Here is a 24,863-nt window from a genome sequence, read left to right as displayed (position 1 = left end):
CATTGTAGCTCTAGCTGTGGAAGTGCCAGCACTGTGGACCATGAGTCCTCGATAAAGCAGACGGTAATTACTGCTGGCGCCGATCAAAACCCAGAAGATCCCAGTGAATTCCAAAAATACGTTGAGAGTGTAGCTGGTGTTCTAGTGCCATATTTTGGCTCTAAATTCTTTGCTTTAACCCCAGCGACTTTTGCCCCGATGTAAAATATTCCAGTGCCTTCTGACTATGAGTATGGCCCAGGCGATGAAGTATTGATTCGGGCATGGGGTGTGTGAATATCGACTATCGTGCATTTGTTCATCACAATGGCATCATTACGATTCCGACAATTGGTACCGTTCCGCTCATCGGCGTTAAGGCCAGTCAGGCTGAAGGTGTGGTGCGCATTGCAATTGGCAAGGTTTTACTAACTTCCAAGTCAGTGTTTCTCCAGGCCAGATCCGCGCCATTCGCATCTATGTGGTTGGTCAGGCGCAAAAGCCTGGAACCCATACGTCAGCTCACTTTTATGATTAGCAAACGCCTTTTTGTTTCCAGTGATTGAGATCCTCACGCGTCTTTATGCCATCCGTAGCTTGAGTATGCAGCGAGGATTGTGACAACATTTAACCCGATATGAGTAATTTATTAAATAACCTGAAAGGGAATATCGAAACACAAGAAATAGGCCTGCGCCCTGGGGAAAACTCTATGAAGAACTCTTAATTGCGGGAGACCCAGCCCCAACGGAGCGCCCCAGAATCTTTAAGTCCCATGAAGATTTTCTTGATTGGGGGGTGTTTGGCCCCAAAATTAACCAAATTGAGGTAGCTTTGGCTAAAGGGGATGAAGAATTCGTTCTAGAGATGCTCAAGGGGCTAGTGTCTGGCTACACCCCTACGTCCATTTCCTAGGAAGGAATTCCATAAAAAGAAATACAGAATTATTGCGATAATGATGTATTTCAGAATGATTTTTCACTAGATGCTAAAGGTTGACCAGATGATCTCATTGGGCGCCCTTGGGTTTTTATCTAGTTTTAGCTAAATTGAATACTCTTTAAAGTAATTATAGAAATTATAACGGTGTACGCCCTAGGGCGTATAATGTAAAACATGTATGTGCCATTCTTATACTCTTCAAGTATCTCTCTAGCTTTGGGGGCGGTTACCATCATGACGTTGCGTTGGCACGGCAAGGTTAGCAAGGACATGGGGCAAAGTGTCCAAGCTGTTCACGAAAGTCCGGTGCCTAGAATAGGTGGCCTCGCTATTTTTCTGACCCTGTGCTTCTCATTTCAGTTCGTCCATTTTTTTTGGAATCGACTATTTCCTATATTTGATATCCAGCTCTCGGAAGTGTTATCTTTTTTAGCGGCAATGCTCATTGCAGTGAGCCCCATCTTTTTGATTGGCTTTATTGAAGATTTAACAAAAAAAGTTTCCGCCAGAACTCGTCTTTGGGTATCGGTGGCGTCAGGCTTGCTGGGCTGCTGGCTGCTTCAGACGAAAATTACGACTCTTGGATTCAATTATTTGGATGAAATGTTGGCTATACCTTTGTTCGCTATCGCTTTCACTGGATTCGCTACTGCAGGTGTTGCTAATGCGTTTAACATTGTTGATGGATTTAATGGTTTAGCTTCTTTCTTAGCTCTTCAGGCGTTGCTAGGTATTGGTTTGTTGTCCTACTGGTATGGTGACTCATTATTACTTTTAATGAGCTTGCTAGTAGGTGGAGCTGTGTTTGGGTTCTTGGTATTGAATTGGCCTTTTGGGAGAATTTTCTTAGGCGATGGCGGTGCATACCTCATTGGTTTTATGATTGCCTGGGTCTGTGTATTATTAAATGAGCGACATGAAGTGATTTCTCCTTATGCTTGCTTGCTACTGTGTGCCTACCCCGTCATTGAAGTTGCATACAGCTCTTGGCGCAGAATTCGCAGAAAGCAAACATCTAGTCGCGCGGATTCGCTTCATCTCCATCAGTTAATTTACAGGCAGCTCATATGCAAATGGCTAAAAGGCTCCTCAGCTAATACTAAAAATTCAGCGGCAGGATTGTTTTGTGCAATGTTGGCGTTGCCAACCACTATTAGCGCAATTTTGTTTCACAATAGTCAGACCTTGCTCATTTGTATTTTTATTATTTATTTTTGTCTGTACGCCTTTAGTTATTTATTTTTGGCTAACTTAGACGCAAGAAAAACTGCTCGCAGCAGTGTGGTGGCTTGATAATTCCCAATTAGGTATAAAAGATATAATGCCTATAGTTATCTGTAATGCCTAAAATTTAGGCTTTAATAGCCCTAATGTAACTGAGAATTACTTTTCATGGATTTATTCTTGTGTCTATTAAATTGACAAGCTTCAGAAGTCTAATTTTTGCAGCTACCCTAATGGTAACTACTGGGTTAGTTTTTGCTCAAATTGATCCAAGTGCTGCCTCTGGTGATGGATCAATGTTCGGTGGGGCTCTAGGTGGTGGTCGCCCCACTACCCAGACTCAAAACTTAGGCCCCGCGATATTGGGGGGTACTAGCGCATTAGATCGCGCAGCTATTCGCGAGACCATCGCCAATGGATCTTCTCAGCAAGCTGAAAAACCAACTGATATCAATGGCGAGCCTAGTGAATTTCAAAAATATGTCCAAGAAAAAGTAGGATCTATTGTGCCCAATTTTGGTGCCAACTTTTTTGAAAAGGCTCCCACAACCTTTGCGCCAGCGCTCAACATCCCTGTTCCTGCTGATTATGAGTTTGGGCCTGGTGATGAGGTAATTATCCGTGCATGGGGTGGCGCCAATATTGACTACCGGGCGGTTATTGATCGCAACGGGATTATTAGCATTCCGGCGGTGGGTACTATTCCATTGAGCGGTATCAAGGCGAGCCAAGCTGAAGGTGTGATTCGTAATGCAATCGGTAAGAGTTTTAGTAACGTGCAGGTGAGTGTTACCCCAGGGCAGATACGCGCTATTCGAGTGTATGTAGTAGGCCAAGCGCAAAAGCCGGGTGCCTATACCGTCAGCAGTCTTTCAACGCTGATTACGGCTATCTTTGCAACCGGTGGTCCGAGTACTACCGGCTCCATGCGTAATGTTGAGCTAAAGCGTGGCGGCAGAACAGTGACCAAGGTGGACCTGTATTCCTTTATCGCTAAGGGCGACAAAAAAGAGGATGTGCAATTACAAGAGGGTGACACGATCGTGTTTCCCCCAATCTTTGGGCAAGTGGCAATCATCGGCGCAGTAGAAACCCCCGCAATCTACGAACTTAAAAATGATTCAGAAACCATTGGCAGTCTCATTTCTTTGATTGGTGGCTTGCCCGTTACCTCTGATCCTCAGACGGCAACCCTGCAAAGGCTGGATCCAACCTCAAAGCCTGCTGCCATTCAGCAATCAGTTTCTCTTGATCAGTCAGGCCAGAAAATGGCCTGGATGCGAGGTGATATTTTGACCGTGATCGGCATCTCGACTGCAGTACCGATGGCCAAGCGCAATATCTTGGTGCGCATCGATGGCGAGGTCAATAAGCCTGGTATTTATCAAATGAAATACGGTCAAACCACCCAAGACTTAATTGAAAAAGCGGGTGGCCCAACGCCCCAGGCCTATATCTTTGCCACCAGCTTTTATCGCAACAGCACGCGGGTCCAGCAGGTCGATGCTTACAAGAGGTTACTGTTGCGCATGGAAGCGTCCGTCAAGTCGCAGGCGGCGACCCTGTCGCAAAATATGTCTGGCGGTGTTGGTACAGAGGCAGCTATCTTGGCGCAACGAAATCAGGCAGCCTTAGCTGCTGCCCAAGGGCAAATTGCACGCCTCAAACAACTCAAACCCGAGGGCCGTATCGCGCTTAATATTAATCCTAACGCCGATAGCGTGGAAGCTATCCCAGACCTGCCTCTAGAGCCTGGTGATCGCTTGAGTATCCCAGCTATGAGTGACTTTGTGCAGGTCTATGGCTCTGTCAATATTGAGTCCTCCTTACTCTATAAACCGAGTGCTACGGTTTCTGACTATCTCAAACTATCGGGTACCCAAAAAGAGGCCGATATGGATGCGATCTTTATGTTGCGTGCCGACGGCACGGTGTTGTCTGATGATGGCAGTTACTTCTCCAGCATCATGGGTCAAAAGGTGAACCCAGGTGACACCATCGTCGTCCCTGAAAAGCTTGATCGCGAGACCAAGTACAGCGCCTTTATGCGCGGACTAAAAGACTGGTCAATGATCTTGGGTCAACTCGGCTTGGCAGCAGCAGCCATCCACGTCTTAGCTAATTAACAAAGCAAGTAACTAAATAAGTAAGACCGGAAAACCCACCAATGTCAGCCACTGAAAACTCACAAGCTAATCTTGCAATCGATCAGGACGATGACGAAATATCTCTAATCGAGATTGCGACCACGCTAGGCGAAGAGAAGTTTTTTATCGCCAAATTCGCCGGCGCTATTACGCTGATCACTCTGTTGATTAGCCTGATCATGACCCCGATCTTTACAGCCAAGACCACCTTCCTGGTGCCAAGCAACAGCGGTGGTGGCCTGGCCGGAGCCATGGGGGCGTTGGGCGCCTTGACTGGTGGGGGTGGTGCAGTATCAGGGCTGCTCGGTGGTAAGACCCCGGAGGACCAGTACATCGAGCTACTCAAGTCCGACACGATTGCGAACGAACTTATCGATGAGTTTGATCTGCAAAAGCGCTACGAGAAAAAGTTTCGCTTTGAAACACAAAAAGCATTAGAAAAAAATACGAAGATCACCTCACTCAAAAAAGCGGGCATGATTGACCTCGAGTTTGATGACAAGGACCCCGAGTTTTCTGCCAGGGTTGCTAACGCCTACATTGCCAAGCTCAAAAAAATGATGGAGACTTTTGCTATCACCGAGTCACAACAGCGCAAAGAGTACTTTCGTGCTGAGCTTCTAAGAGCCAAAAAAGACCTAGATGGTGTGACTGAGTTTCGGGAGATGAAGATCCGCGAGTCCATGGTGGCAATGATCCAGGCCCAGTACGAGATGGCGGTTCTAGACTCTTCTAAAGAAAGTCTGATTCAGGTGGTCGATGTGGCGCAGATCCCCGAGTGGAAGAGCAAGCCCAAGCGCGCCCTGATGGTGCTCATCGCTGCGGTGGCCGGCCTCTTTCTGGCGACACTGATCGCATTGGTAAGAAGGGCCTACCGCAATGCTAAGGCCGATCCCGACGAGGCGGGGCAGTGGGCCCGCCTGGCCAAAGCCTGGACCATGCCCAAGCTGCGCTGGAATAAGAAGAAGTAGTGCAAATCTTGGACGCCGATGCTTGTAAAAGCGCGGCATCGGGAATTAGCGTTCCCGATTATCTAAAGTAGATTGATTTAGAAGGCTTCTTCATGAAGTCTGTTCAATCACTGAACAAAAGCGTAGAATGGGAAATCATTCTAAATTTTAAGATCGTTATGAAGAGCTGGTACCTCGTCTACACCAAGCCCAGGCAAGAAAAGTTAGCTCTGGAGAATTTGCAGAATTAGGCGGATGAGACATATTTGCCGCAAGTTAAAATCAAGATCGTCAAATGTCTTTGGGTAAAAAGGGTCGTGAAAATAAAATCCAACGAACCGGAACTTTTAACTTTACGTTAAGTTATCCCAAGCCGGGGAATGGTATAAATCACGAATAATTCTGTCAATAACTTATTTCTTTGCTTGCAGAAGGTCCAAATGTTGGACGGTTAAAAAGTAAACACCTAATCGTCAGGGGCGCGTCTTGTTAGCAATTCTTAAATCTTTATCAATAAAGTTGTTTTGCGCGCTAGATGCCATTTTGGACTGACCATATTTTGATCAAAACGAAATTCAAAGAATTCTGCACAATGTTGCTAATCTCTCCCTTCGATAAAAAATTTTCGCAGAGTAGAGTTGGAGAGAGGTATACCCGCATTTTTCGGACAGTTCTAAGCTCACTTGCAATTAGAGGTTTCGGCATAGTTGCGGCAGTAGTAACAACGCCGCTAACTTTGGGATATCTCGGGGCTGATCGTTTTGGTATTTGGATGACGATCAACTCCATTACGGCACTGCTTAGTTTTGCGGATTTTGGAGTGGGTGGTGGGTTATTAAATGCAATTTCAAAGGCCGATGGTCGAGGTGATAGAGTGGAAGCTCAAAGGGCGGTTTCAAATGCTTTTGTAGTGCTGGTAATAGTCGCACTAATTTTGGCAACTTGCTCCTTGCTGGCCTACGAATGGTTGTCATGGGGAACGATTTTTGACCTCAGTAATGAAGGCGAAGTTGATGAGGTTAGAAACGCCGTCGCAATTTTATTGGCCTGCACCGTCGTCAGTCTGCCACTCAGCACTGTTCATAGAGTGCAGCATGGATTTCAAGAGGGTTTGCAAAACAATCTTTGGCAAGCAGTCATTAATATCGGTTCTACGGTAGGGATAATATGTGCGGCCTTTTCACAAGCAAGCTTGCCTTGGCTTGTATTGGCTTCAAGCGGGGTCCCCGTGCTAGTTACCTTGGTGAATTGTATTTATGAATTTTACTTCAATCGACAATGGTTACGTCCGCGAATCTCTTTCTTTAGTTCTAAAATTGCTCGGGATTTTTTGCAAACCGGCAGTTATTTTGCTGCCTTGCAATTGCTCGCATTTGTTGGATTTTTTTCAGATAATTTTGTGATTGGGAAAATACTGGGTTCCGGTGCTGTTGCAGCTTATGCGGTAGTTTTCAAGTTATATAGCACTATCTTCATAGTTCAATTTATTATGGTGCCGCTCTGGCCTGCACTTAATGAAACAATTTCACGAGGTGAACTATCTGAAGCTCGTCAAATTTACGAGCGTGCAAAGATATACTGCTTAATTGGAGGTGTTGTTATTGCGAGCATTCTGATTATATTTGGTCGTCCACTAATTGAAGTTTGGGTCGGAGGTGATTTTATTCCAAGTTGGGCGCTAATCACTGGTTTTGCAGTATGGAGTTTAATTGCAAGTTACTATGCAACAATTTCAGCCTTGTTAAGTGGTCATTCTCTTAATAAACTTCTGCGTGTAATTTGTGCTGCAGCAATAATTTCCTTTGTTTTAAAAATTATTATGATCACCTGGTTTGGGGTTTCAGGCGCAATTTGGGCTGCAGTATTGGGATATGGCATATTAATTTTTTACGCGAGACAATTGACTCAAAGAGTCTTGGGGTATCTATGAATAAAGCAATGCTAATAAAAAATGTAGACCAACCTATTTCTCGTTTGGAGCTTGTCAAGAAATTTTGCAAAGGCAGAGATGTTTTGGATGTTGGCTGTGTCAACCACGATATCAGCAACATATCAAATGATTCTTGGCAACATGCGGCAATTAAATCAGTAGCTTCCAATTTACTGGGTATTGATTACTTGGAAAGCGAAGTAGCTGAACTTAATAAACTTGGCTACAGAGTGATTGCCGCAGATGCGACCAAGCCAATTGAAATTGAAGAACGTTTCGATGTAGTTGTGGTTGGAAATTTGATTGAACACTTATCAAGTTTTGAAGGGCTTTTTAAGAATATCGAAAAACTACTCAAGCCGGGTGGCTGCGCCCTAATTTCTACTGCAAATCCATTCTATTGTGAGCAATATTTTTATTCGGCTTTTAAGAATGATATTGTGGTGAATCAAGAGCATACTTGCTGGCTTGACCCTGTCACGCTTGATCAATTATCCCAACGATTTAGTCTTGTTACCTGTGAGGTACATTGGGTAAAAGAAAAATGGAAACTCAGCCGGGTCATTATGAACAGCAGTTCTCGAGCTTTGGATATATACACTGGACAATGGAAATTTGTTGGTCCCCCATCTTTATTGGAGAGGCTAATGACACCAGCCTTAATGTTAACGTTTAAGATTTTTGCTCCAAAAGACTACTACCATAGGGTGTTAAGAAAATATAGGGGCGACACTTCACGACTCTTGTATCTACGTATTGCTGAGCCATTATTTAGTATATTCTGGGCTGTTTATCGAAGAATAATCGTCACGTCCCCCTTGAACCAGCATGAGCTCTTTGTGTCAGTGCTTAAGCGCAAGCATTAAAAAAGCTACCCTACATGAAAAATCAATATGCGTAATTCATACATTCAAAAATTATTAGGAAAATTAAATTGGCTTGTGATGCAGATGCAACTTCAACGTTATTCTCGATATCAAAAACGATTTGACATAGATTTATCTTTCAGTCAAGCTGCGAATAGATTTTCTACTAGAAATGAGCTTCATGCATATGCCCATCATTATTTTCACCATGTTTGTCATCAAGAGTTGCGTGAACATAGGCGATATTTTTCTCAGCAAGGAAGAGGGTTTGGTGAGGATGCATTCCATGCAATGTGGTGGATGATATTCCGCGAATTTCGCCCTGAAATGTGCCTTGAAATAGGAGTTTTTCGTGGGCAGACAATCTCTCTATGGGGTTTAATAGCAAAACTGATAGACATGCCAGCTTATGTTCATGGTATTTCACCATTCTCCCCGATTGGTGATGCTGTAAGTAGGTACAGTTTGAATGTAGATTACCTTAGGGATGCCCTTGATGCCTTTTCGCTATTTGCACTAAGGGCGCCGACGTTGCTTAAAGCTCTATCAACAGACATGACCGCCCTTAGTCACATTAAGAGTCGTGAATGGGATTTAATATACATTGATGGCTGTCATGATTATGAAGTGGTGCATTCAGATTATATTGAATGTGTTGCACAACTAAAGGCTGGTGGTATCTTGATCATGGATGATTCAAGTCTGTTCTCGAATTTCATTCCTCCTAAATTTTCATTTGCAGGTCATCCAGGGCCATCTCTAGTGGTGACTGAATTGGCGATGAAAGAGATGGTTTTTCTTGGCGCGGTCGGACATAACAATGTCTTTAGGAAGCTTCCTGTTAGCCAGGGTTGGAATGTCTGATGTCGATGATTGATGTATTAAAAAAAACAATTAAAAAGTACCCGCACATGCGGGCGCTAATACGACCGATTTGGATTGCATTAAGGAATCGAATTTGGGACATTAAGAAAGTACTTCAAATACCGGTTGTATATTCCGCTGGTCTTGGGCGCGTCCGGCTGTATCCTAATGGGCAGATTCCTGAAATGTTGTTTAAAGGTAATTTTGAAGCTGTTGAACGAGACTTTGTTGCTTCGTTTCTAAGGTCTGGAATGAATGTGTTGAATATCGGGGCAAATGTGGGTCTATATACCATCATGGCTGCCGAATTGATAAAACCAAGTGGTATTGTGTATGCTTTTGAGCCGTCCAGCGAAAGTTTCACGAGGCTTCAGAAAAATTTAGAACTCAATGGCTGCCAAAATGTAATCGTAAATAAGGCGGCTCTCTCGAATGTGTCGGGCCAATTACTGCTGAGAGTGGATTCAAAAAACCCAACTTGTGACGGTCATCGGTATGTTGAAACCCCAGAAGATGCGAATAGGGCGCTCTCTTCCGATGAGTTGGTCGAGTCAATGACTTTGGATTGCTATTTGGCTGAGCAAAACTATCCGCTAATAGATTTGATTATTATGGATGTGGAGGGGGCAGAAAAGCTTGTCCTAGAGGGTGGCATGAAGACATTCGCGCGGTTGAATTCAACAATTCTTTTGGAATGCTCAAAAAATCAGCTGGAGGTGGAGAGGATTTTGAATGATTTGGGATATAGATTCTGGCGATGGAATGTGATTGAGAAGAAACTAGAGTCTGTGGATTTTAAGGATGCAGCCTTGCTGGGGGACGTTGTGGCGAGAAGAGAGGCGTGGCGGTTTCTACCATGAAAGTTCGGGTGCTGCCGTATCAGCCACATTGCTTTGCATATGGTGGATTTGAAGTGCAAATGCTTCATGCTCTTCTAGCTGCAAGATCAGCAGGTGTTGATATCCAGCCGCTGGATGTATGGAGCCGAGATGCGAGTTTTGATATTTTGCATGTATGGGGATTGAGTGAAATTCATCTTAAGGCTGTGACTTGGGCAAAAAGGTCGGGCAAAAAAGTGGTTATCTCAACACTCCTCCCATATTCAAATCCTAGAGTGCGTATGAGGTTCCTGATCAATAATTTTTTAGGGCGAGATCGATCTCTTAAGCTTATAGCCTCCCTTTTGGATTCGCTTGTGGTTGTAAATGAATCTCAAGCAGAAGTTGCAAAAACTCTTTATGGTATTCCGCAAAATAAGATATCTAAGATTCCTAACATCGTTCAGGATAATTTTTATTTGCCAACAAGTGATGACAATTCCATTAAATTTAGGGTGAGAGAATATCTTATTTGTGTTGGTGGAGTCTCAGTCAGAAAAAATCAACTGAAATTAGCTAAGGCAGCGATTAGCGCTGAAGTGCCTTTGTTGTTAGTGGGTCAAACAGTAGCAGGTGAAGAGACGTACGCAGAAATGCTAAGGAAGCTAGTGGTACAAAATGATTTCATTCAATGGCTTGAAGGAGGATTACCTGTTGGATCCGCAGAGTTGGTTGCTGCATACCAAGGGTGTATTGGGTTTGCGCTGCCTAGTTACAATGAAACTCAGCCTATTAGTGCGCTTGAGGCTGCGGCATTGGGTAAGCCTCTATTGCTGTCTGATATGGATTGGGCAAAGCAAGATCTTTATGCCGGCGCTTATTTGGTCGACCCTGGCTCCGAGAAATCCATTCTCAAGGGAATTCGGCGGATGCGTGATGAAATTAGTAACACAAATCGATTAGAAGCACTGACGCAATGCAGAAGTCTGAATGTTGGTCGTGCATATGCCAATATTTATGAGCAGGTTCTTGGAAAGAAAATAAACATTGAGGCGGGATTTTAATAGTGACGAGTATTTTATTAATAGTGTGCATGTCTCATCAAAATAAACAATTGAGGGCACAAGATTAATGCCGGCAAAGAACAAAATTCATTTGCTTGATAGCAACAAACGGCATAGATCCAAGATTTTCTTAAACCCAGGTAATTTGGAGATTGATGCTCTGGCATCAACCATGCCCTTAGTAACTATCATTACAGTCGTCTACAATGCCGTAGAATTAATCGAAGAGACAATTAAAAGCGTAATAAATCAATCATATAAAAATATTGAGTATCTAATCATCGATGGCGGCTCAAATGACGGAACGCTTCAGATTATCACGCGCTATAAATATAAAATCAAAACATTGATAAGTGAGAATGATGCCGGTATTTATGATGCAATGAACAAGGGAATCAAGCTCGCAAGAGGTGATTATGTGGGGATTATTGGAGCGGGGGATTGGTATGAGAAGGATGCAATTTCAAGTGCAGTTGCTACATTTCTTAAAACAGAAGCCGATGTGGTGTTCGGTGATGTTGAAATCGTTGATGAAGAAACTGGCATATCCCGGAGGCAACTCTCCAGAAAAGATTTGATGCCAATAACCATGAGCTCAATTAGTCATCCATCAACATTTACAAGAAGATCGCTATACCTAGCAAGTTTTTTTGATACAAAATTTAAAATCGCGGCAGATTATAATTTATTTCTTGCGTTGTACATTGGGGGTTATCGATTTGAGCATAGCCAAGTTGTACATGTACATATTATTGGTGGTGGAGTTAGCAGCTCGTTTGCAACGCAAAAGGAGGTATTTTGGGTCCATTGGAGTCAGTTGGGTGTAATCCATTCTATACGCTGCTTTATCTTATCTGTAGCCCGATACAGTTTTTATAAGGCGAGGCGTTGGGTTTTAGTATCCATACTGACGCGAAAAAAATTTGACACTTTACGTGTCAAATGGCTCCAATTAAATTCTAAGAAATCAAGATTCTAGCCTTTAAAAATTCTGAGTTTTAGCGACAATAGATGATATTCGATTTTTCAAAAAACTCTGGATATACCAATATATTGCTGCAAATTTTCGCCGATTTTCAGTCCCTGCAATCAAAATAAGAATATGCAATTAGCTAATCTGAAAAAATTCTACAGTAAGTGTAGAAAAGTTGAGACCCCCATTTTCATGGCGGTAATTATGTGGTTCCTGTTTCGGCTTTGTAAGAAAAGAATAATCATTAGCAATGGTGTAAGAATACGGGGATTAAGAAATATAGAGACTCGAGGTTTGCTACAAGTTGGGTTGGACTATGCTGGATTTATGAATAATCGCGACCTGACTTATATAAGGGTTGACGGTCATTTAATTATCCGCGAATCCTATTCAATAGGTAAGGGGTGTAGAGTTGATGTGGGCAGAGGAGCGATAGTCGAAGTTGGAAGAGGTTACATGAATGCAAATTCAAGCTTTGTTATTATGCACGGCCTAAAAGTTGGAAATGATTGCGCAATATCATGGGGGGTTCAAATTCTTGATGATGATTTCCACGAAATTCAGTACGCAGGCAAAAAGAGAAAATCAAATCCTATTGAAATTGGGAATCATGTATGGATAGGCAGTAATGTGACGATACTAAAAGGGGTAATTATTCCAGACGGTTGTGTGGTTGCCTCAGGCGCGGTAGTGATTTCTCGGTTTACTGAAAAAAACTGCTTGATTGGAGGAAATCCAGCTCGAGTTATAAGGAAAAGTATTAATTGGTCATAATCTCATTTAATGTTGATTAATTTCTGCTCGGGTAAAACGTAAGCAATGTTTCATGTTACCTTCGCTTGCGTGATTTTGGCCATCTTTTTTAAGGGCTTTGGAAATCAAATTTTTGGTTTTACACTTTCTAATAATGTATCTACCTACTTGATTTACTTCGCCCTTCTCTTTCAGTTGACAAGAGCAAGATTCAATATCCCTGTAATTTTGCTCATATTGTATGCAGTAATTGCCATCCATACTTTTTTAATAAACTACTCGCCTACAACATTTATTGCTTCGCTAATTCATCTGATTGGTGTTGTAATAATGTCCATCACCTTATTTGGCTTTGTATCCTCAAGCAAATATCGAATTGCAGAAATCGTTCGCATCTATTATGGCTTTGCTTTTTTTGCTGCATGTTTTGTAATTTTTCAGATTTTGATCTTTATGCTATTTGGTGAGTCTATACATTTGCAAAATTTACTGGGTGGGCAGCAAGTAACTACAGGTAGGTTAGCAGCGGATATCTTGAATTTTTTTCCTCGGGCTTCAGGATTTTCGTCAGAACCAGCCCATTTCGCATTGCTTCTTACTCCGGCGGTTTTTATCGCAGTTTTGGTCTTATCTGGAAGAGCTGCGGCCTTAGGCTTAAAAAGCAAAATCATCGCCCTAATAATAATTTTTGGTTTACTACTTACATTTTCTCTGGTTGGTTACTTTGCTTTGATCTTAGCAGTGTTGATGAAATATAGAAATCTAAATTTCAAGACAATTCTGAGTAGACTATTGTTGGTTACAGTAATTGGCGGGCTGGTAATTTCACAAATTCCTCAAATGCAGACTAAACTGAATGTATTTGCTAATATTGGTCCTGAGTTGGTTGCCTATGAATTTACTCAAAATGACCTCTCTGGGTTTGCTCTTATTTCAAATGCGATAGTTGCCCAGGCGGCGCTTCGAGATAGCTACTTTCTGGGTACTGGCCTAAGAACTCATGAAAATAGTTACAACAAGTATTTATACAATACTTACGATGAGTCGCAAGTGCTTCTGGAGTTGAATAGTATTGATGCGGGCTCGTTATTTATTCGGCTGCTTTCGGAGTTTGGGGTCCTTGGAATTATTGGATTTTTATTATTCTTATTTAGATATAAATCTTCGGTGGGGGGAAATCTTTTATTGCCACAAATTGTTAATGATATGGCCTTCGTTTTTATCGTGACATATGCTATTAGAAACGGGGGGTACCTTGACCCAATGCTTTGGTTATTTGTGGCCCTTTATTACTATAGTCATAAAGAATTTAGTTTGACGCTAGTTCTTCGCAGAACTGACAACTCTAGAGGCTCCGCAGGTAGCCGTGGACCAATTAATTTATATCAAAAGTCCCATCTCCGTGATTGATTGGCGATTATGAGTGCATGCAAATAAATGAGCTCAGTTGCCCTCAAGTGTAGATACTTTTTTTATCATAGCGCATATGTCCAACGATCTTAAACCTCATATTTTATTTCTCCCCTCTTTTTATATTGATCCAGACAGGCCTGTTCTTGGCATTTTTTTTAGAGAGCAGGCTCTAGCACTCCAAAAGGTTGGGTGTCAAGTTAGTGTTGCTTATGTAGAGGCGCGAAGGATTGGCGTATTTAGACTTAAACATATTATAGAAAATCACGGTCAAATTTCAGTTGAAAACGAGGAGGGCATTCCAACAATGCGTCTCCATGGGTGGAATACTTTGACTCAGACATTTGTTGGCGGTTTGATTTGGGCTGTCCTAACCAAAATTTTGGTTAATCAATATATAAAACGCTATGGACGACCAGATATTATTCATGCACACAATGCTTATTGGGCAGGCTATGCAGGTTACTTGGTCTGGCGTATGGTGAAAATACCTTATGTTTTAACAGAGCATAGTAGCAAGTTTTTGCTGCAAGATTTTAGGGGGCAGCCAAAATGGTTCTGTAGGGTAGCCTACCAAAACGCATCTAGGGTATTAGCGGTTAGTAATGCAGAGAGAGGGGCTATTGCGCGCTATGTGGCTGAAGAAAAATGTGATGTAGTTCCAAACTGTGTGGATACTGAATTTTTTACCTTCCCACCGGTTCAGGCTAAAAGTGATAATTTTGTATTTCTAGCCATCGCTCACTTTTCTAGCAATAAGGGTTTCGATGTTTTATTAAGAGCTTTCGCTCAGAAATTTAAAGGCGATAAACGAACGTATTTGAGAATCGGTGGCGATGGAAGTATTAGAAATCAGCTTGTGTCTCTTTGTTGTGAATTGCAGATTCAAAGTCAGGTTCAATTTCTTGGGGCGCTATCGAAACAAGAGGTAAGAATTGCCATGTGGAGCGCTAACGCTTTTATCTCATCAAGTTTTCATGAGACTTTCGGAGTAGTGCTTATTGAGGCTATGGCAACCGGTCTGCCTGTAATAGCTACAAAATCAGGAGGGCCAAATGATATTGTAACTAACAAAGTTGGGATGTTGGTTGAAGTAGGTGATGTCAGCGCTTTGGCCAATTCAATGCAGAATCTTCGGTATGATAACCATTTTGATCGTGAAATTATTCGCAATGAGATCATTTCAAAGTATGCTCCTCCGGTATTTGCAAAAAAAGTAGTTAATGTATATAAGGGTATCCTAGAAAAATATTAAAAAATGTTGTTTTGTATGTCTTGTTATGTGGCAAATGCCTAAATGTTTCTACTTATATGCTGTTTCTCCCATGAAAAGAGTGGTTAATGAATCTTAGTTCCTGTTATGTTCAATATGGTTGTGCTTGGACGGCGCCAGAAAGTTGGCGAAACTTTGATGCTTCTCCAACGTTAAGATTTGAACGTCTTCCTTTAATCGGAAAATTGTATGTGAAGAATGAGAAGCGTTTTCCCTCAAATGTCGAATACGGCGATATCACCAAGGGATTACCAGTTAATAATAATTCTTGCGATGCGGTCTATTGTTCGCATGTGTTAGAGCATTTATCTCTAAAGGATTGCAAGATAGCATTAATAAATACTTACAAAATATTAAAGCCTGGGGGGGTTTTCAGGCTAGTGTTGCCAGATCTAGAATATTTAATTCGAATTTATATTGAAAAGTCGCGCGCTGGTGTGGGCTTTCCTGCGCTTGAGTTTATGAAGGCTTCTGGTCTTGGGCTGGAGTCGCGTAATCGGGGTATAAAAGGGGTGTTTCTTTCCGCTTTTGGTAACAGTCAGCATTTCTGGATGTGGGATTTTCAGTCACTTGCACGAGAGCTCGAGCATGCTGGATTTGGGGGTATAAGAAGGGCGCAATTTGGTGACTCATCGACGAAGCAATTCCATGAGGTTGAAAATAAAACTAGATGGGAAAATTGTCTTGGCATCGAGTGCAAAAGAATATAAATCAAAAATTTGATTTATATACCATCTGACAGTTATTTGACATGAAACTAGTAATTCTTCAAACCTCTGTAGGTGATTATAGGGCAGAATTCTTTGATCTTATGGTGAATATTTTTGGAGCAGAATTCCTCTTGCTTACTGGAGAGTGTTACTTCGATGGTACAACCATAACGCGTGTCAATTTAGGTCGCAACCAGAAAACCGTACGAAATATTTTTCTGTTTGGCAGACGATTCTCTATTCAACTGGGTTGCTGGGAGGATGTATTGACTGCTGACTGCGCGGTGCTAGAGTTAAATCCTCGAATCGTTAGTAATTGGATCTTTCTCTTTGTGCGGCGTGCCTTGGGATTGAGAACTGCCGTTTGGGGGCATGCTTGGTCTAGGCGGGGCAAAGGTAAGGGCGGAACTCTTTTGAGGGATTTAATGGTGAGATTGGCTGGTAATGTCATCGCCTATACAAAGGAAGAGGCCGCTACATTCAAAATGCGTTTGCCTTTGGTAAAGACTTTCGCTGCGCCTAATGCACTTTATCGGGAGGCAAAAATATATGACCGTAACACCGGATCAGTTGATTCTTTTATCTATATTGGACGACTTGTTCCTGCCAAGAAACCCGAATTAGCTATTTTTGCTTATGCAAAGTCTCTGCCATTGATTGGCGGGTGCAAGTTAATTATTATTGGTGATGGCCCAATGCGGGCGGAATTAGAGGCTCTGACTGGGTTGTTGGGGATGTCGGACAGAGTACTTTTTTTCGGGCATATTGCTGATGACTATTTGCTATCTAGATTATTTGGATGCGCGGTGGCCAGCCTTTCACCCGGATACGTTGGCCTATCTGTGGTTCAGAGTTTTTCATTTGGTACACCTGTAATCGTCGCCGACGAAGAGCCACATTCTCCTGAAATCGATGCAGTTTTTGAAGGGGAAAATGCTATTCTGTTTACTTCAGATAGCGTTGATGATTTAAGTGACGCCTTAACTAGGGTTTGGAAAGATCGTGAATGGTGGCAAAGTAATCGAAGGTCGATAGCTATGAGTTGTAATAAAAATTATTCAGTTGAGAAAATGACGCAAGGATTTCAAGAGTTTTGTTCAGATGAATAGGCCTGATAAGCCTATTAACAGCTGGCTTAGGCAGGCTCGAAGGATCTTGCGTTGGACGCGGCTAGCGTTTTGGCGCTTACGGCTAATTGGAAAAATTAAGGTTGGCAGAAACGTTTTTTTGGGACGCAATTGTTACTTGGCGCCAAGTTCCTATTTGAGTATTGGGGATAATGTTGCAATTGGGAGTTCTTTTTATCTTGAGTCTAACCTCAAAGTTGGCAATGATGTGCTGATCTCTAGCCATGTTTCCATGGTGGGGAATGATCATCGTTTTGACAGCCCTGATTTCACGGTATTTTGGGCTGGAAGGCTACCCCCCTCGGCTGTTGTTTTGGAGGGCGATAATTTGATTGGACATCGAGTGGTTATTGTTGGAAGTGTGCACATTGGGTATGGTTGTATTGTTGGGGCCGGGTCTGTAGTGACCAGAGATCTACCATCAAATATGATTTGTTATGGTGTCCCGGCCAAGCCAATGAGGCATAGATTTAAGCTAAAGACGGATAATTAATGAGATTCTTTTCCTGTCTTAAACTCAGAATCCATAAGCTGAGAATTGTATTCAATTACCCAACCTTACGAAGGGCTTTGTTTTTTCATCGAATCCTAGCGGGTGTAGAGCATAAAACCGCATTAAATCGTCCAATATCCACTATCGTTGATATTGGCGCTAATCGGGGACAATTTTCGCTTGCTGCAAAAATATTTACTGATGCAAATATCATTGCATTTGAGCCGCTACCGATAGCGGCAGGAATATTTCGCAAAATTTTTTCTCATGATCCTTCGGTTACTCTATTCAACGCAGCTATTGGAAATTGCCATGAGAGGATGAAGCTACATTTGTCAGCTCGCGATGATTCTTCCTCTCTGCTGGAAATTGGAGACGCTCAATCAAATTACTTTCCTGGAACTCATGAGATTGGTTCAATAGAAGTAGATGTTGGGACCCTTGATGATTTCATGACTAAGGAGGACATTATTCGCCCAGCCTTACTTAAATTGGATGTACAAGGATTTGAATTACAAGCGCTTGATGGATGTCAAAATTTATTAGAAAATTTTGATTATATTTATTGTGAGTGTTCTTTTGTTGAGCTTTACAAAAATCAAAAATTAGCTGGAGATGTTATTTTATACCTTGGCAAACTAGGTTTTCGTTTGTCTGGGTTATATAACTTATCGAATGATCGAAATGGGAATTGCATTCAGGCTGACTTACTTTTCACTCAATTTTCTGATTAGTTGGTGATGCGCATACTCATATATTGCATGAACTATTCTCCGGAGGAGGTTGGTGTTGGTAAGTATGTGTCTGAAATGACTGAGTGGCTTGCTTCTCGGGGCCATGATCTAAAAGTAGTCACTACCTCTCCACATTATCCCGAATGGAAAGTGCGCAACGGTTACAACAGTAGGATATACAGTTATCAGAGTAAAGCTGGAGTAGGCATATGGCGTTGCCCATTTTTTGTGCCATGCAATCCCTCGGGGATAAAGCGAATTTTGTATATGACTAGTTTTATATTTTTTAGTTTTCCAGTTATGTTGTGGCAGGTTTTTTGGCGACCAAATGTGGTTTGGGTGGTGGAGCCGGCTTTGATTTGCGCTCCCACTGCTTTGCTGGTTGCTAAGCTTGTAGGAGCAAAGACTTGGTTGCATGTGCAAGATTTTGAAGTGGATGCAGCATTTGATTTGGGGATTTTGAGAGGTGCACTTATTTATCGTTGGGTATTAAGCGCAGAACATTTAATACTTAGATCTTTTGAACGTGTGTCGACAATATCGCGCCGGATGTTGATGCTTTTGGATAAAAAGGGGGTTTCAGGAAATCGCAGTTTGTTATTTCTGAACTGGGCAAATTTGGAGGCGGTAATTGAAAATGATGCTTCTAGCATTAAATTACGAAATGATCTTGGGATTTCTGTTGGCACAACAGTGGCCCTTTATTCCGGCTCCATGGGAGCTAAACAAGGTTTGCTTATCTTGGCAGGCGCGGCACGTTTGCTTCGATCTGAGCCGTCCTTAAAGTTTGTATTTTGTGGTGATGGGGTAGGTCGCTCCGAGCTGATGGCAAATTGCGTTGATTTACCCAATGTGATGTTTCTTGATTTTCAGCCAGCTGAACTTCTTGGGGCTCTCTTAAGGATGGCAGATATTCACCTATTGCCGCAGCGTGCAGATGTGGCTGATCTTTTGATGCCCTCGAAGTTGACTGGGATGCTTGCAAGTGGGCGACCAGTAGTTGCTACTGCCGAGATAAATACTGAATTAGCAGAAGTTGTTTCTATGTGTGGAATTGTAGTTTCACCTGGCGATGTATTGGCTTTTTCTCAAGCTATTGCTGATCTAATGGCTGAGCCAAGTAGGCGTTATAAATTGGGTAATATTGGCCGCAATTATGCAGAGGTAAATTTTTCAAAGGATAATATCTTGTCGAAATTTGAACAAGATATTATTCAGCTAGCGTCAGAATGACCATGAATTATTTATCAGTATTTAGTGTCATTTTTTTAATGGACAAATAGTATGATCGAGCCAATAGAAGCCTTTCCTTATAGACCGCCTACTGATGAGATTCGCCAAAAGTATTCTCACTTATTTGCATTATCAGGGCCGCTAAAGCCTCCAATTTTGAAAGTGTTATTTGACAAATTGGTAGGATTTGTCATGTTAGTAGTGTCAGCGCCCATCTTGTTTGTACTAAAAATTGCATTTTTGATTGAGGGTTGGTTTATTCCTGAAAATGCAGGACCTATGTTTTTTTACTATCATGCAATGAGTGGGGGCAAGGTTATACGTAAATATAAAATTCGACTAATTAAGTCCCAATACATTGATCCTGAGGGCGCAAAAAATCACGACTGGTTGGCATTTTCTGCAGAATGGACGGTGGAGAGTCGTACCAATGTAGGGCATATTGTTAAGAAATTTTATTTAGATGAACTGCCGCAGTTCTGGAGTGTACTTAAGGGTGATATGAGTATTGTTGGCCCAAGGCCATTATCTATTTTGCACTACGAGCGAGATAAATCTCAAGGCAACATAACTCGATCGCTTTTGCAGGGGGGCTTACTTGGCTTGGGTCACATTAACAAAGGGACGGCAGAAATGGGAAATCCGGTTTATGAGTATGAATATGTTGATGAATATATGAGGCGCTCTTCCTTTAGTCTTTTGATGTTGGATCTGTGGATTATCTGGAGGGGTATTTTGGTCATTACAAAAGGTGGTGGACATTAAATGATGACGGCATGAATTAAGTTACTGATATTTAATATTGCTTAGGTGGCCATTAAAACTGAACCCGTACCAATGGTATTGGTGGCATTATTGCCTGTAAATTTTGAGATATTGAATATTTCTAGCTAATTCAATAATTTGAGGGTGCTTAAAGAGTTATGTTAAAAATGAAACCTAAGTGCTTTTGAAGCATTAATATAAAACATTAAAGACCCAGTTGTTTTTGCAAATGAATATTCTTGTTATTGGTGGCGCCGGCTTTATTGGCTCGCACATGGTGAAATTGCTTGGCCAACTTGGCCCTAATGTGACGGTACTGGATGATCTATCTGCGGGATATAGCGATGCAGTGCTTGCTGGTGATTTTGTCAAGGGGGGGGCTGTGGAGATCTTCAAGTTCTGAATTCGGTACTTGCCAAAGGTTTTGATGCCGTTTTGCATTTTGCGTCTTTTATTCAGGTTGGTGAGTCGGTTCAGAATCCGGATAAGTACTATCAAAATAATGTTGCCAATACCCTTGTATTGTTGGATGCAATGCAAGCCCATGGTGTTAAGAATTTTATATTCTCGTCCTCGGCAGCGATTTTCGGAGAGCCTCGCTATACGCCAATCGATGAGCGTCATCCACAGCAACCGATTAATCCCTATGGCCGAACCAAGTTGATCGTTGAACAGGTGCAGGCCGATTACGACAAAGCCTATGGTATGAAGTCAGTATGTCTTCGCTATCTTAATGCAGCTGGCGCCGATCCAGAAGTTCAATTGGGTGAGCGACATGACCTTGAAACTCACCTTATTCCACTGGTGCTTCAGGTTGCCTCAGGGCGACGAAAAAATATTTCAGTGTTTGGCCGTGACTACGGCACACCGGATGTTACTTGCATAAGGGACTATATTCATGTCCAGGATCTGTGTTCAGCGCATTGGTTGGCCTTGCAGTCCTTGATGAGCGGTTCGGATAGTCAGGCCTATAACCTCGGTAATGGAAATGGCTTTTCGGTACAGGAAGTTATAGATGCAGCGGAGCAGGTGACGGGTCGTAAGATTGCATCTGTCAACTCACCCCGCAGGGAAGGGGATCCAGCTGTTTTAGTTGCAGACTCCGCATTAATTCGGGAGCGACTCGGCTGGACGCCACAATATTCCGATCTATCTACGATTATTAAGTATGCATGGAAGTGGGAAACCCGAGGTACTCTAGAGATTTAGTCTACATACATTTTTTATTGAGGCACTTGCTCTTTGATTTGAGTAATTCCTCTTTTTATCTCGATACTGTCTCGTTTTGAGGTCTGACGCGCATAGTCGTTGTTTAGTGTGAAACATTGGTGAGAATGGGTTGAAGTCTGGAGTTATTAGGATCCTCTTTTTTAGAATTTGATCCTTGTGCTTTGTTCTGGTAATAAATAGATAGTCTGATTCCAGTCACTTTACAGTAGCCGTCAATTTATCAAAATACTCTAAGTTGTGTAGAGGGATATGTTCAACGTATCTCATTACCGTATCCGATTTTGACCACCTGCCCTTACTCATAATCATCGGCAAACTTTTTCCGTTATTGACCATATCCTGAGCGTGACCCACCCGCATCGAGTGCCCGCTGATTTGCTCGACAACATCCTCCGGAAGTCCAGCCCTGGCAGCGAGTCTTTTATAGATTCGGTTCATTTGCCCAGCACCGAAGGATTGGGTAATTTTTTGTGCGCGGTCTACCCCCCATAAAAAGTTTTCCACTGCAGGGGTTTCGTCTTCTCTCCAGCCACTCCTTCAAAGCTTTCGATCCTCGTTCACTTAGCGTGAGTCTTCGCCCCCGACCTAGTTGGTCGGTCTTGCTTTTTCTAATCAAGATGCTTGCTCTTAATGATCCATGGACCTCATTAAACTTAATATCCTCAATCAAAAGCGCGGCCAGTTCGCTTCGCCTGCACAGGGTGTCATAGGCAAGCAACAAAAGAGCCCGATCCCTTGCACCGCGGTTCCCAGCCTCAGTTGCCTCCAGTAATTTTTGTAGGATGCTTGAGGTTACGCCAAGGGCCTGTTTGGAGAAACGCCCAATCGTGCGATGCATACGCCGCATCTCTAAAAGAACATCTGGATCCTTTGTGGGGTCGGCTAAGCGATTGAGTTTATGTATTGTCGTGATGCCCGAGATCAGCCTGCGGATGCTCGCTGAGCTCCTACCTTTGGTTACTAGTTCCTGAATGCACCGCTACGTAAGTACGAGTTCACAGACTATGGAATTCATTTTTCTGATGAGACCTTTGCGCTTTTTGCCTATGGTCTTGTGGTGAGCGAGAGCGAGGCAGCGGCACTTCACAAAAAACTCGCGCTCACACTGTCCCTTACCCAGCAGAACTGGACCGCGGAGCGCTACCGTGAGCTCAAACAGAAATGCCCCGATATTTATGAGCAGGTTATTGAGGAGGGGCGAGACTGCGGGTGCTTTGACGAGCAGGACCCAAGCCTCGATCAGCTGGTTCTCTCTTACATTCAGCTTGAGCTTGGTGGTGAGGAGTTGCTGGGCCACTTTGTCCTCGAGCAGGTTATCAAAGATATGAGGGAACGCCTGTGGTACGCAAAACATCAGGATGCTATTGGCGATGCGGTGGCCAAGATCAAGGAGGCGCGGCTACTGGATCTTATGCAGCTCGACAAAACACGGCGCGTGCACGATGACCTGAGCCGGGCGTTCTTTCGGGCGTTGGCCGAGCTGCGTCGCCACCAGGAGTGGCGCAGGCGATTGCTGATTGTGGATATCCCGCCGCAGGCAGAAGACGGCGGCAGTTAGCCCAAGTTCAGATTCTTTTTTCTTTATTAATCGGAGTGCGTCTCACTTCGATTTAGTTCCTACCTATTTGATTGCGCCTAAAAATGCGATGCAGTTTACAAAACGGACTCATTCTCATTTGGGGGGAATGTATAGAGAGAGCAGGGGGTTGGAGAGACATGCGCTCTCTAATACCCCATCTGCATCACTTCATTAAACTCTCGTAACGCACTTGCATGAATCATTAGGCTTATTTACAATACTATATATAATACTATTTAAAGGATGGTCATGGGTGCTGTTGTCGCTAATGATTTAAAGACCAAGGGCATTAAGGCGATTGAAGAGGCGCTCTTAGATCAGCTCGAGGCACCCGTGTCCGTTCGGGGCCGGGTGAGGTACGTCGTGATGAGCCAGGAGCAGTACCAGTACCTGCGTGAGTGTGAGCTAGAGGCTGCCATCGCAGAATCCAAGGCCGATTTAGCGGGCGGCCGTTTTGTCAAGGAAACCGTGGCCCAACACATCAAGCGTCTGCAGAAAATGAATCAGTCTGCTAAATGACTTGGCAGCTTCTCTTTACAGAGCAATACAATAAGCGCGCCGCTAAATTTTTAAAGCGCCATCCAGATGTGCAGGCTCAGTATGCAAAAACATTGGAATTGCTCGCGCTCAATCCACATCATCCATCACTTCGACTTCATGGGCTATCCGGAAGGCTTGAGGGCCTGCAGAGTATTTCGATTAACCTAAAGTACCGGGTCACCATCGAAATGATCATTACTGACACTGAAATCGTGTTGATCAATGTGGGTGATCATGATGCGGTGTACTAATTGAGGATGGCTGTTTAAAGCTTTCTCAATCGGGAGCCCGGGTATTCTTGGTGCGACACGCTTGCATTAAAAAACAATGCAATTATCAAGCGGTTACACATTTACCCAGTATTATTTCTGATTGATTGCAGTTAGCTGAGGCAATTCAGGTTCACTAATCGCGTTTATCAGCCGCAACTTCCTTTACTTCAGTTGGGCTACCTCTATCATCCTATAGGTCACTCCACTATTGGTGATAAACGGCACTCTCTGCAAAGTAGTATTTGCTCCCATGTTTGAATTTGGTGCCACTGGAATGCTTGCAACAATACTTGCCGTTTCTTGGTTAAGAACTAACAGCGGATTAATGGGGTTGTTATGGTGGCTGATCTCAAAATGCAGGTGAGGGCTGGTTGACCTGCCTGTGGATCCTACTTCCCCAATCTGTTGGCCTTGCTTGATGAGGTTGCCTGTCACTACATAGGCCGTCTTGAGGTGCGCATATTTGCTGGTATAGCCATGTTGATGCTCAATTACAACAAACTGACCATTAAATTGATCGTATCCGACGCTCTTAATCTTGCCATCACCTGCTGCGAGTACTGGTGTGCCCGCTGGTAATGAGTAATCTATTCCCGTATGGTGTTTATAGGTATGTGTGAAGGGATCGATCCTAAATCCATAGGGGCTACTAGGATTTTTGTTCAGGATATTTTTTGTTTTGCTTGTATTGCCTGTATTAATTCCATTAATTGAATTGCTTGCAAATGGATAAGCATTCGGTAGTGCAGTATTTTTTAGGATTGCTTTATCTTGACCCTTTGTGGTTCCTTGATGAGCAATACTTTCTTGCTCTTCCGCATTCGATTTTTCGTTGATGCTAGATAAGTTCGGATAAACGCCCAGGGCAATGCCTGAGACCAGTCCAATCGATATGCCGATAGCCGCAAGAATCATGATGATCTTGGGGCTTGGCAAAATAGAGTGGTTTAGGGTTTTACTCATACTGATAGTTTGGCTTGGCTTAAT

General features: G+C 42.9%; 28 protein-coding genes. 25 read left to right on the top strand and 3 right to left on the bottom strand.

All coding sequences use genetic code 11. The features are described from left to right. Nucleotides 1-33: 33 nt before the first annotated feature. The 22 genes from AOB49_RS12135 (at nucleotide 34) to galE (ending at nucleotide 21,464) form a co-directional block, all read left to right on the top strand. Entirely contained in the window at nucleotides 34-204 is a 171-nt protein-coding gene (locus AOB49_RS12135; protein ID WP_172793391.1) for a hypothetical protein, read from the top strand. Nucleotides 205-272: 68 nt separating this feature from the next. Continuing rightward, nucleotides 273-545, top strand: a complete 273-nt coding sequence (locus tag AOB49_RS03030; protein WP_156471315.1) for a hypothetical protein — start codon at nucleotides 273-275, stop codon at nucleotides 543-545. Between the two features lie 610 nt (nucleotides 546-1,155). Further along, entirely contained in the window at nucleotides 1,156-2,214 is a 1,059-nt protein-coding gene (locus AOB49_RS03025) for an MraY family glycosyltransferase (protein WP_172793390.1), read from the top strand. Nucleotides 2,215-2,378: 164 nt separating this feature from the next. Next, nucleotides 2,379-4,271, top strand: a complete 1,893-nt coding sequence (locus tag AOB49_RS03020) for an SLBB domain-containing protein (RefSeq protein ID WP_062307768.1) — start codon at nucleotides 2,379-2,381, stop codon at nucleotides 4,269-4,271. Nucleotides 4,272-4,312: 41 nt separating this feature from the next. Continuing rightward, nucleotides 4,313-5,263 carry a Wzz/FepE/Etk N-terminal domain-containing protein gene (locus AOB49_RS03015; RefSeq protein ID WP_062307766.1) on the top strand — a complete coding sequence of 317 codons (951 nt, stop codon included), beginning with the start codon at nucleotides 4,313-4,315 and terminating at the stop codon, nucleotides 5,261-5,263. A 571-nt stretch (nucleotides 5,264-5,834) separates the two neighbouring features. Continuing rightward, nucleotides 5,835-7,172, top strand: coding sequence for an oligosaccharide flippase family protein (locus AOB49_RS03010; protein ID WP_172793389.1), 1,338 nt, complete (start codon nucleotides 5,835-5,837; stop codon nucleotides 7,170-7,172). Continuing rightward, on the top strand, nucleotides 7,169-8,038 hold the full coding sequence (locus AOB49_RS03005) for a class I SAM-dependent methyltransferase (RefSeq protein ID WP_062307761.1): 870 nt from the start codon (nucleotides 7,169-7,171) through the stop codon (nucleotides 8,036-8,038). The genes AOB49_RS03010 and AOB49_RS03005 overlap by 4 nt, the downstream gene beginning before the upstream one ends. Nucleotides 8,039-8,065: 27 nt before the next feature. Next, complete coding sequence (locus AOB49_RS03000; protein WP_062307759.1) at nucleotides 8,066-8,902, top strand: class I SAM-dependent methyltransferase; 837 nt, start codon at nucleotides 8,066-8,068, stop codon at nucleotides 8,900-8,902. Further along, nucleotides 8,902-9,762, top strand: a complete 861-nt coding sequence (locus tag AOB49_RS02995; RefSeq protein WP_062307758.1) for an FkbM family methyltransferase — start codon at nucleotides 8,902-8,904, stop codon at nucleotides 9,760-9,762. Before AOB49_RS03000 ends, AOB49_RS02995 begins: the two co-directional genes overlap by 1 nt. After that, complete coding sequence (locus AOB49_RS02990) at nucleotides 9,744-10,784, top strand: glycosyltransferase family 4 protein (protein ID WP_156471314.1); 1,041 nt, start codon at nucleotides 9,744-9,746, stop codon at nucleotides 10,782-10,784. The genes AOB49_RS02995 and AOB49_RS02990 overlap by 19 nt, the downstream gene beginning before the upstream one ends. Nucleotides 10,785-10,851: 67 nt before the next feature. After that, nucleotides 10,852-11,763 carry a glycosyltransferase family 2 protein gene (locus AOB49_RS02985; RefSeq protein WP_062307753.1) on the top strand — a complete coding sequence of 304 codons (912 nt, stop codon included), beginning with the start codon at nucleotides 10,852-10,854 and terminating at the stop codon, nucleotides 11,761-11,763. Between the two features lie 123 nt (nucleotides 11,764-11,886). After that, the gene (locus AOB49_RS02980; protein ID WP_062307750.1) at nucleotides 11,887-12,531 is read left to right on the top strand and encodes an acyltransferase; all 645 of its coding nucleotides are present in this window, start codon (nucleotides 11,887-11,889) and stop codon (nucleotides 12,529-12,531) included. Between the two features lie 45 nt (nucleotides 12,532-12,576). Beyond that, nucleotides 12,577-13,920: a hypothetical protein gene (locus tag AOB49_RS02975; RefSeq protein WP_062307747.1), complete on the top strand. Its 1,344-nt coding sequence runs from the start codon at nucleotides 12,577-12,579 to the stop codon at nucleotides 13,918-13,920. A 76-nt stretch (nucleotides 13,921-13,996) separates the two neighbouring features. Then, complete coding sequence (locus tag AOB49_RS02970) at nucleotides 13,997-15,175, top strand: glycosyltransferase (RefSeq protein ID WP_062307744.1); 1,179 nt, start codon at nucleotides 13,997-13,999, stop codon at nucleotides 15,173-15,175. Nucleotides 15,176-15,261: 86 nt separating this feature from the next. Then, on the top strand, nucleotides 15,262-15,903 hold the full coding sequence (locus AOB49_RS02965; RefSeq protein ID WP_062307740.1) for a class I SAM-dependent methyltransferase: 642 nt from the start codon (nucleotides 15,262-15,264) through the stop codon (nucleotides 15,901-15,903). A 41-nt stretch (nucleotides 15,904-15,944) separates the two neighbouring features. After that, the gene (locus tag AOB49_RS02960; protein ID WP_062307738.1) at nucleotides 15,945-17,012 is read left to right on the top strand and encodes a glycosyltransferase; all 1,068 of its coding nucleotides are present in this window, start codon (nucleotides 15,945-15,947) and stop codon (nucleotides 17,010-17,012) included. After that, complete coding sequence (locus AOB49_RS12430) at nucleotides 17,005-17,523, top strand: acyltransferase (RefSeq protein ID WP_062307736.1); 519 nt, start codon at nucleotides 17,005-17,007, stop codon at nucleotides 17,521-17,523. Before AOB49_RS02960 ends, AOB49_RS12430 begins: the two co-directional genes overlap by 8 nt. Next, nucleotides 17,523-18,257 carry an FkbM family methyltransferase gene (locus tag AOB49_RS02950; RefSeq protein WP_082784034.1) on the top strand — a complete coding sequence of 245 codons (735 nt, stop codon included), beginning with the start codon at nucleotides 17,523-17,525 and terminating at the stop codon, nucleotides 18,255-18,257. The genes AOB49_RS12430 and AOB49_RS02950 overlap by 1 nt, the downstream gene beginning before the upstream one ends. Before the next feature lie 6 nt (nucleotides 18,258-18,263). After that, the gene (locus AOB49_RS02945) at nucleotides 18,264-19,490 is read left to right on the top strand and encodes a glycosyltransferase WbuB (protein WP_082784033.1); all 1,227 of its coding nucleotides are present in this window, start codon (nucleotides 18,264-18,266) and stop codon (nucleotides 19,488-19,490) included. A gap of 51 nt (nucleotides 19,491-19,541) precedes the next feature. After that, nucleotides 19,542-20,255, top strand: coding sequence for a sugar transferase (locus tag AOB49_RS02940; protein WP_062307734.1), 714 nt, complete (start codon nucleotides 19,542-19,544; stop codon nucleotides 20,253-20,255). 229 nt (nucleotides 20,256-20,484) lie between these two features. Beyond that, nucleotides 20,485-20,658, top strand: coding sequence for an NAD-dependent epimerase/dehydratase family protein (locus AOB49_RS12355; RefSeq protein ID WP_281177800.1), 174 nt, complete (start codon nucleotides 20,485-20,487; stop codon nucleotides 20,656-20,658). Nucleotides 20,659-20,690: 32 nt separating this feature from the next. After that, entirely contained in the window at nucleotides 20,691-21,464 is a 774-nt protein-coding gene (gene galE, locus AOB49_RS02935; protein WP_281177799.1) for a UDP-glucose 4-epimerase GalE, read from the top strand. Between the two features lie 216 nt (nucleotides 21,465-21,680). Here the strand turns inward: galE and AOB49_RS12350 are convergent, their stop codons facing one another. Both AOB49_RS12350 and AOB49_RS12425 read right to left on the bottom strand, forming a co-directional pair. After that, nucleotides 21,681-21,923 carry a tyrosine-type recombinase/integrase gene (locus tag AOB49_RS12350; RefSeq protein WP_062307732.1) on the bottom strand — a complete coding sequence of 81 codons (243 nt, stop codon included), beginning with the start codon at nucleotides 21,921-21,923 and terminating at the stop codon, nucleotides 21,681-21,683. After that, on the bottom strand, nucleotides 21,907-22,323 hold the full coding sequence (locus tag AOB49_RS12425; RefSeq protein WP_062307729.1) for a tyrosine-type recombinase/integrase: 417 nt from the start codon (nucleotides 22,321-22,323) through the stop codon (nucleotides 21,907-21,909). Before AOB49_RS12425 ends, AOB49_RS12350 begins: the two co-directional genes overlap by 17 nt. A gap of 219 nt (nucleotides 22,324-22,542) precedes the next feature. Between AOB49_RS12425 and AOB49_RS02920 the strand changes: the two genes are divergently transcribed. From AOB49_RS02920 to AOB49_RS02910, 3 genes are all read left to right on the top strand, one after another. Further along, the gene (locus AOB49_RS02920) at nucleotides 22,543-23,043 is read left to right on the top strand and encodes a hypothetical protein (protein ID WP_156471313.1); all 501 of its coding nucleotides are present in this window, start codon (nucleotides 22,543-22,545) and stop codon (nucleotides 23,041-23,043) included. A gap of 270 nt (nucleotides 23,044-23,313) precedes the next feature. Continuing rightward, the gene (locus AOB49_RS02915; RefSeq protein ID WP_062307724.1) at nucleotides 23,314-23,583 is read left to right on the top strand and encodes a hypothetical protein; all 270 of its coding nucleotides are present in this window, start codon (nucleotides 23,314-23,316) and stop codon (nucleotides 23,581-23,583) included. Beyond that, on the top strand, nucleotides 23,580-23,855 hold the full coding sequence (locus tag AOB49_RS02910) for a type II toxin-antitoxin system RelE/ParE family toxin (protein ID WP_062307722.1): 276 nt from the start codon (nucleotides 23,580-23,582) through the stop codon (nucleotides 23,853-23,855). Before AOB49_RS02915 ends, AOB49_RS02910 begins: the two co-directional genes overlap by 4 nt. A gap of 183 nt (nucleotides 23,856-24,038) precedes the next feature. Here AOB49_RS02910 and AOB49_RS02905 read toward each other — a convergent pair whose 3' ends face one another. After that, the gene (locus tag AOB49_RS02905; RefSeq protein ID WP_082784031.1) at nucleotides 24,039-24,839 is read right to left on the bottom strand and encodes a M23 family metallopeptidase; all 801 of its coding nucleotides are present in this window, start codon (nucleotides 24,837-24,839) and stop codon (nucleotides 24,039-24,041) included. Nucleotides 24,840-24,863 lie beyond the last annotated feature (24 nt).

It is taken from the genome of Polynucleobacter sinensis (assembly GCF_001595985.1).
In the GTDB taxonomy this organism is placed as follows: domain Bacteria; phylum Pseudomonadota; class Gammaproteobacteria; order Burkholderiales; family Burkholderiaceae; genus Polynucleobacter; species Polynucleobacter sinensis.
Note: the sequence above shows the minus strand (reverse complement) of the source record. Positions and strands in the feature narration are given on the sequence as shown.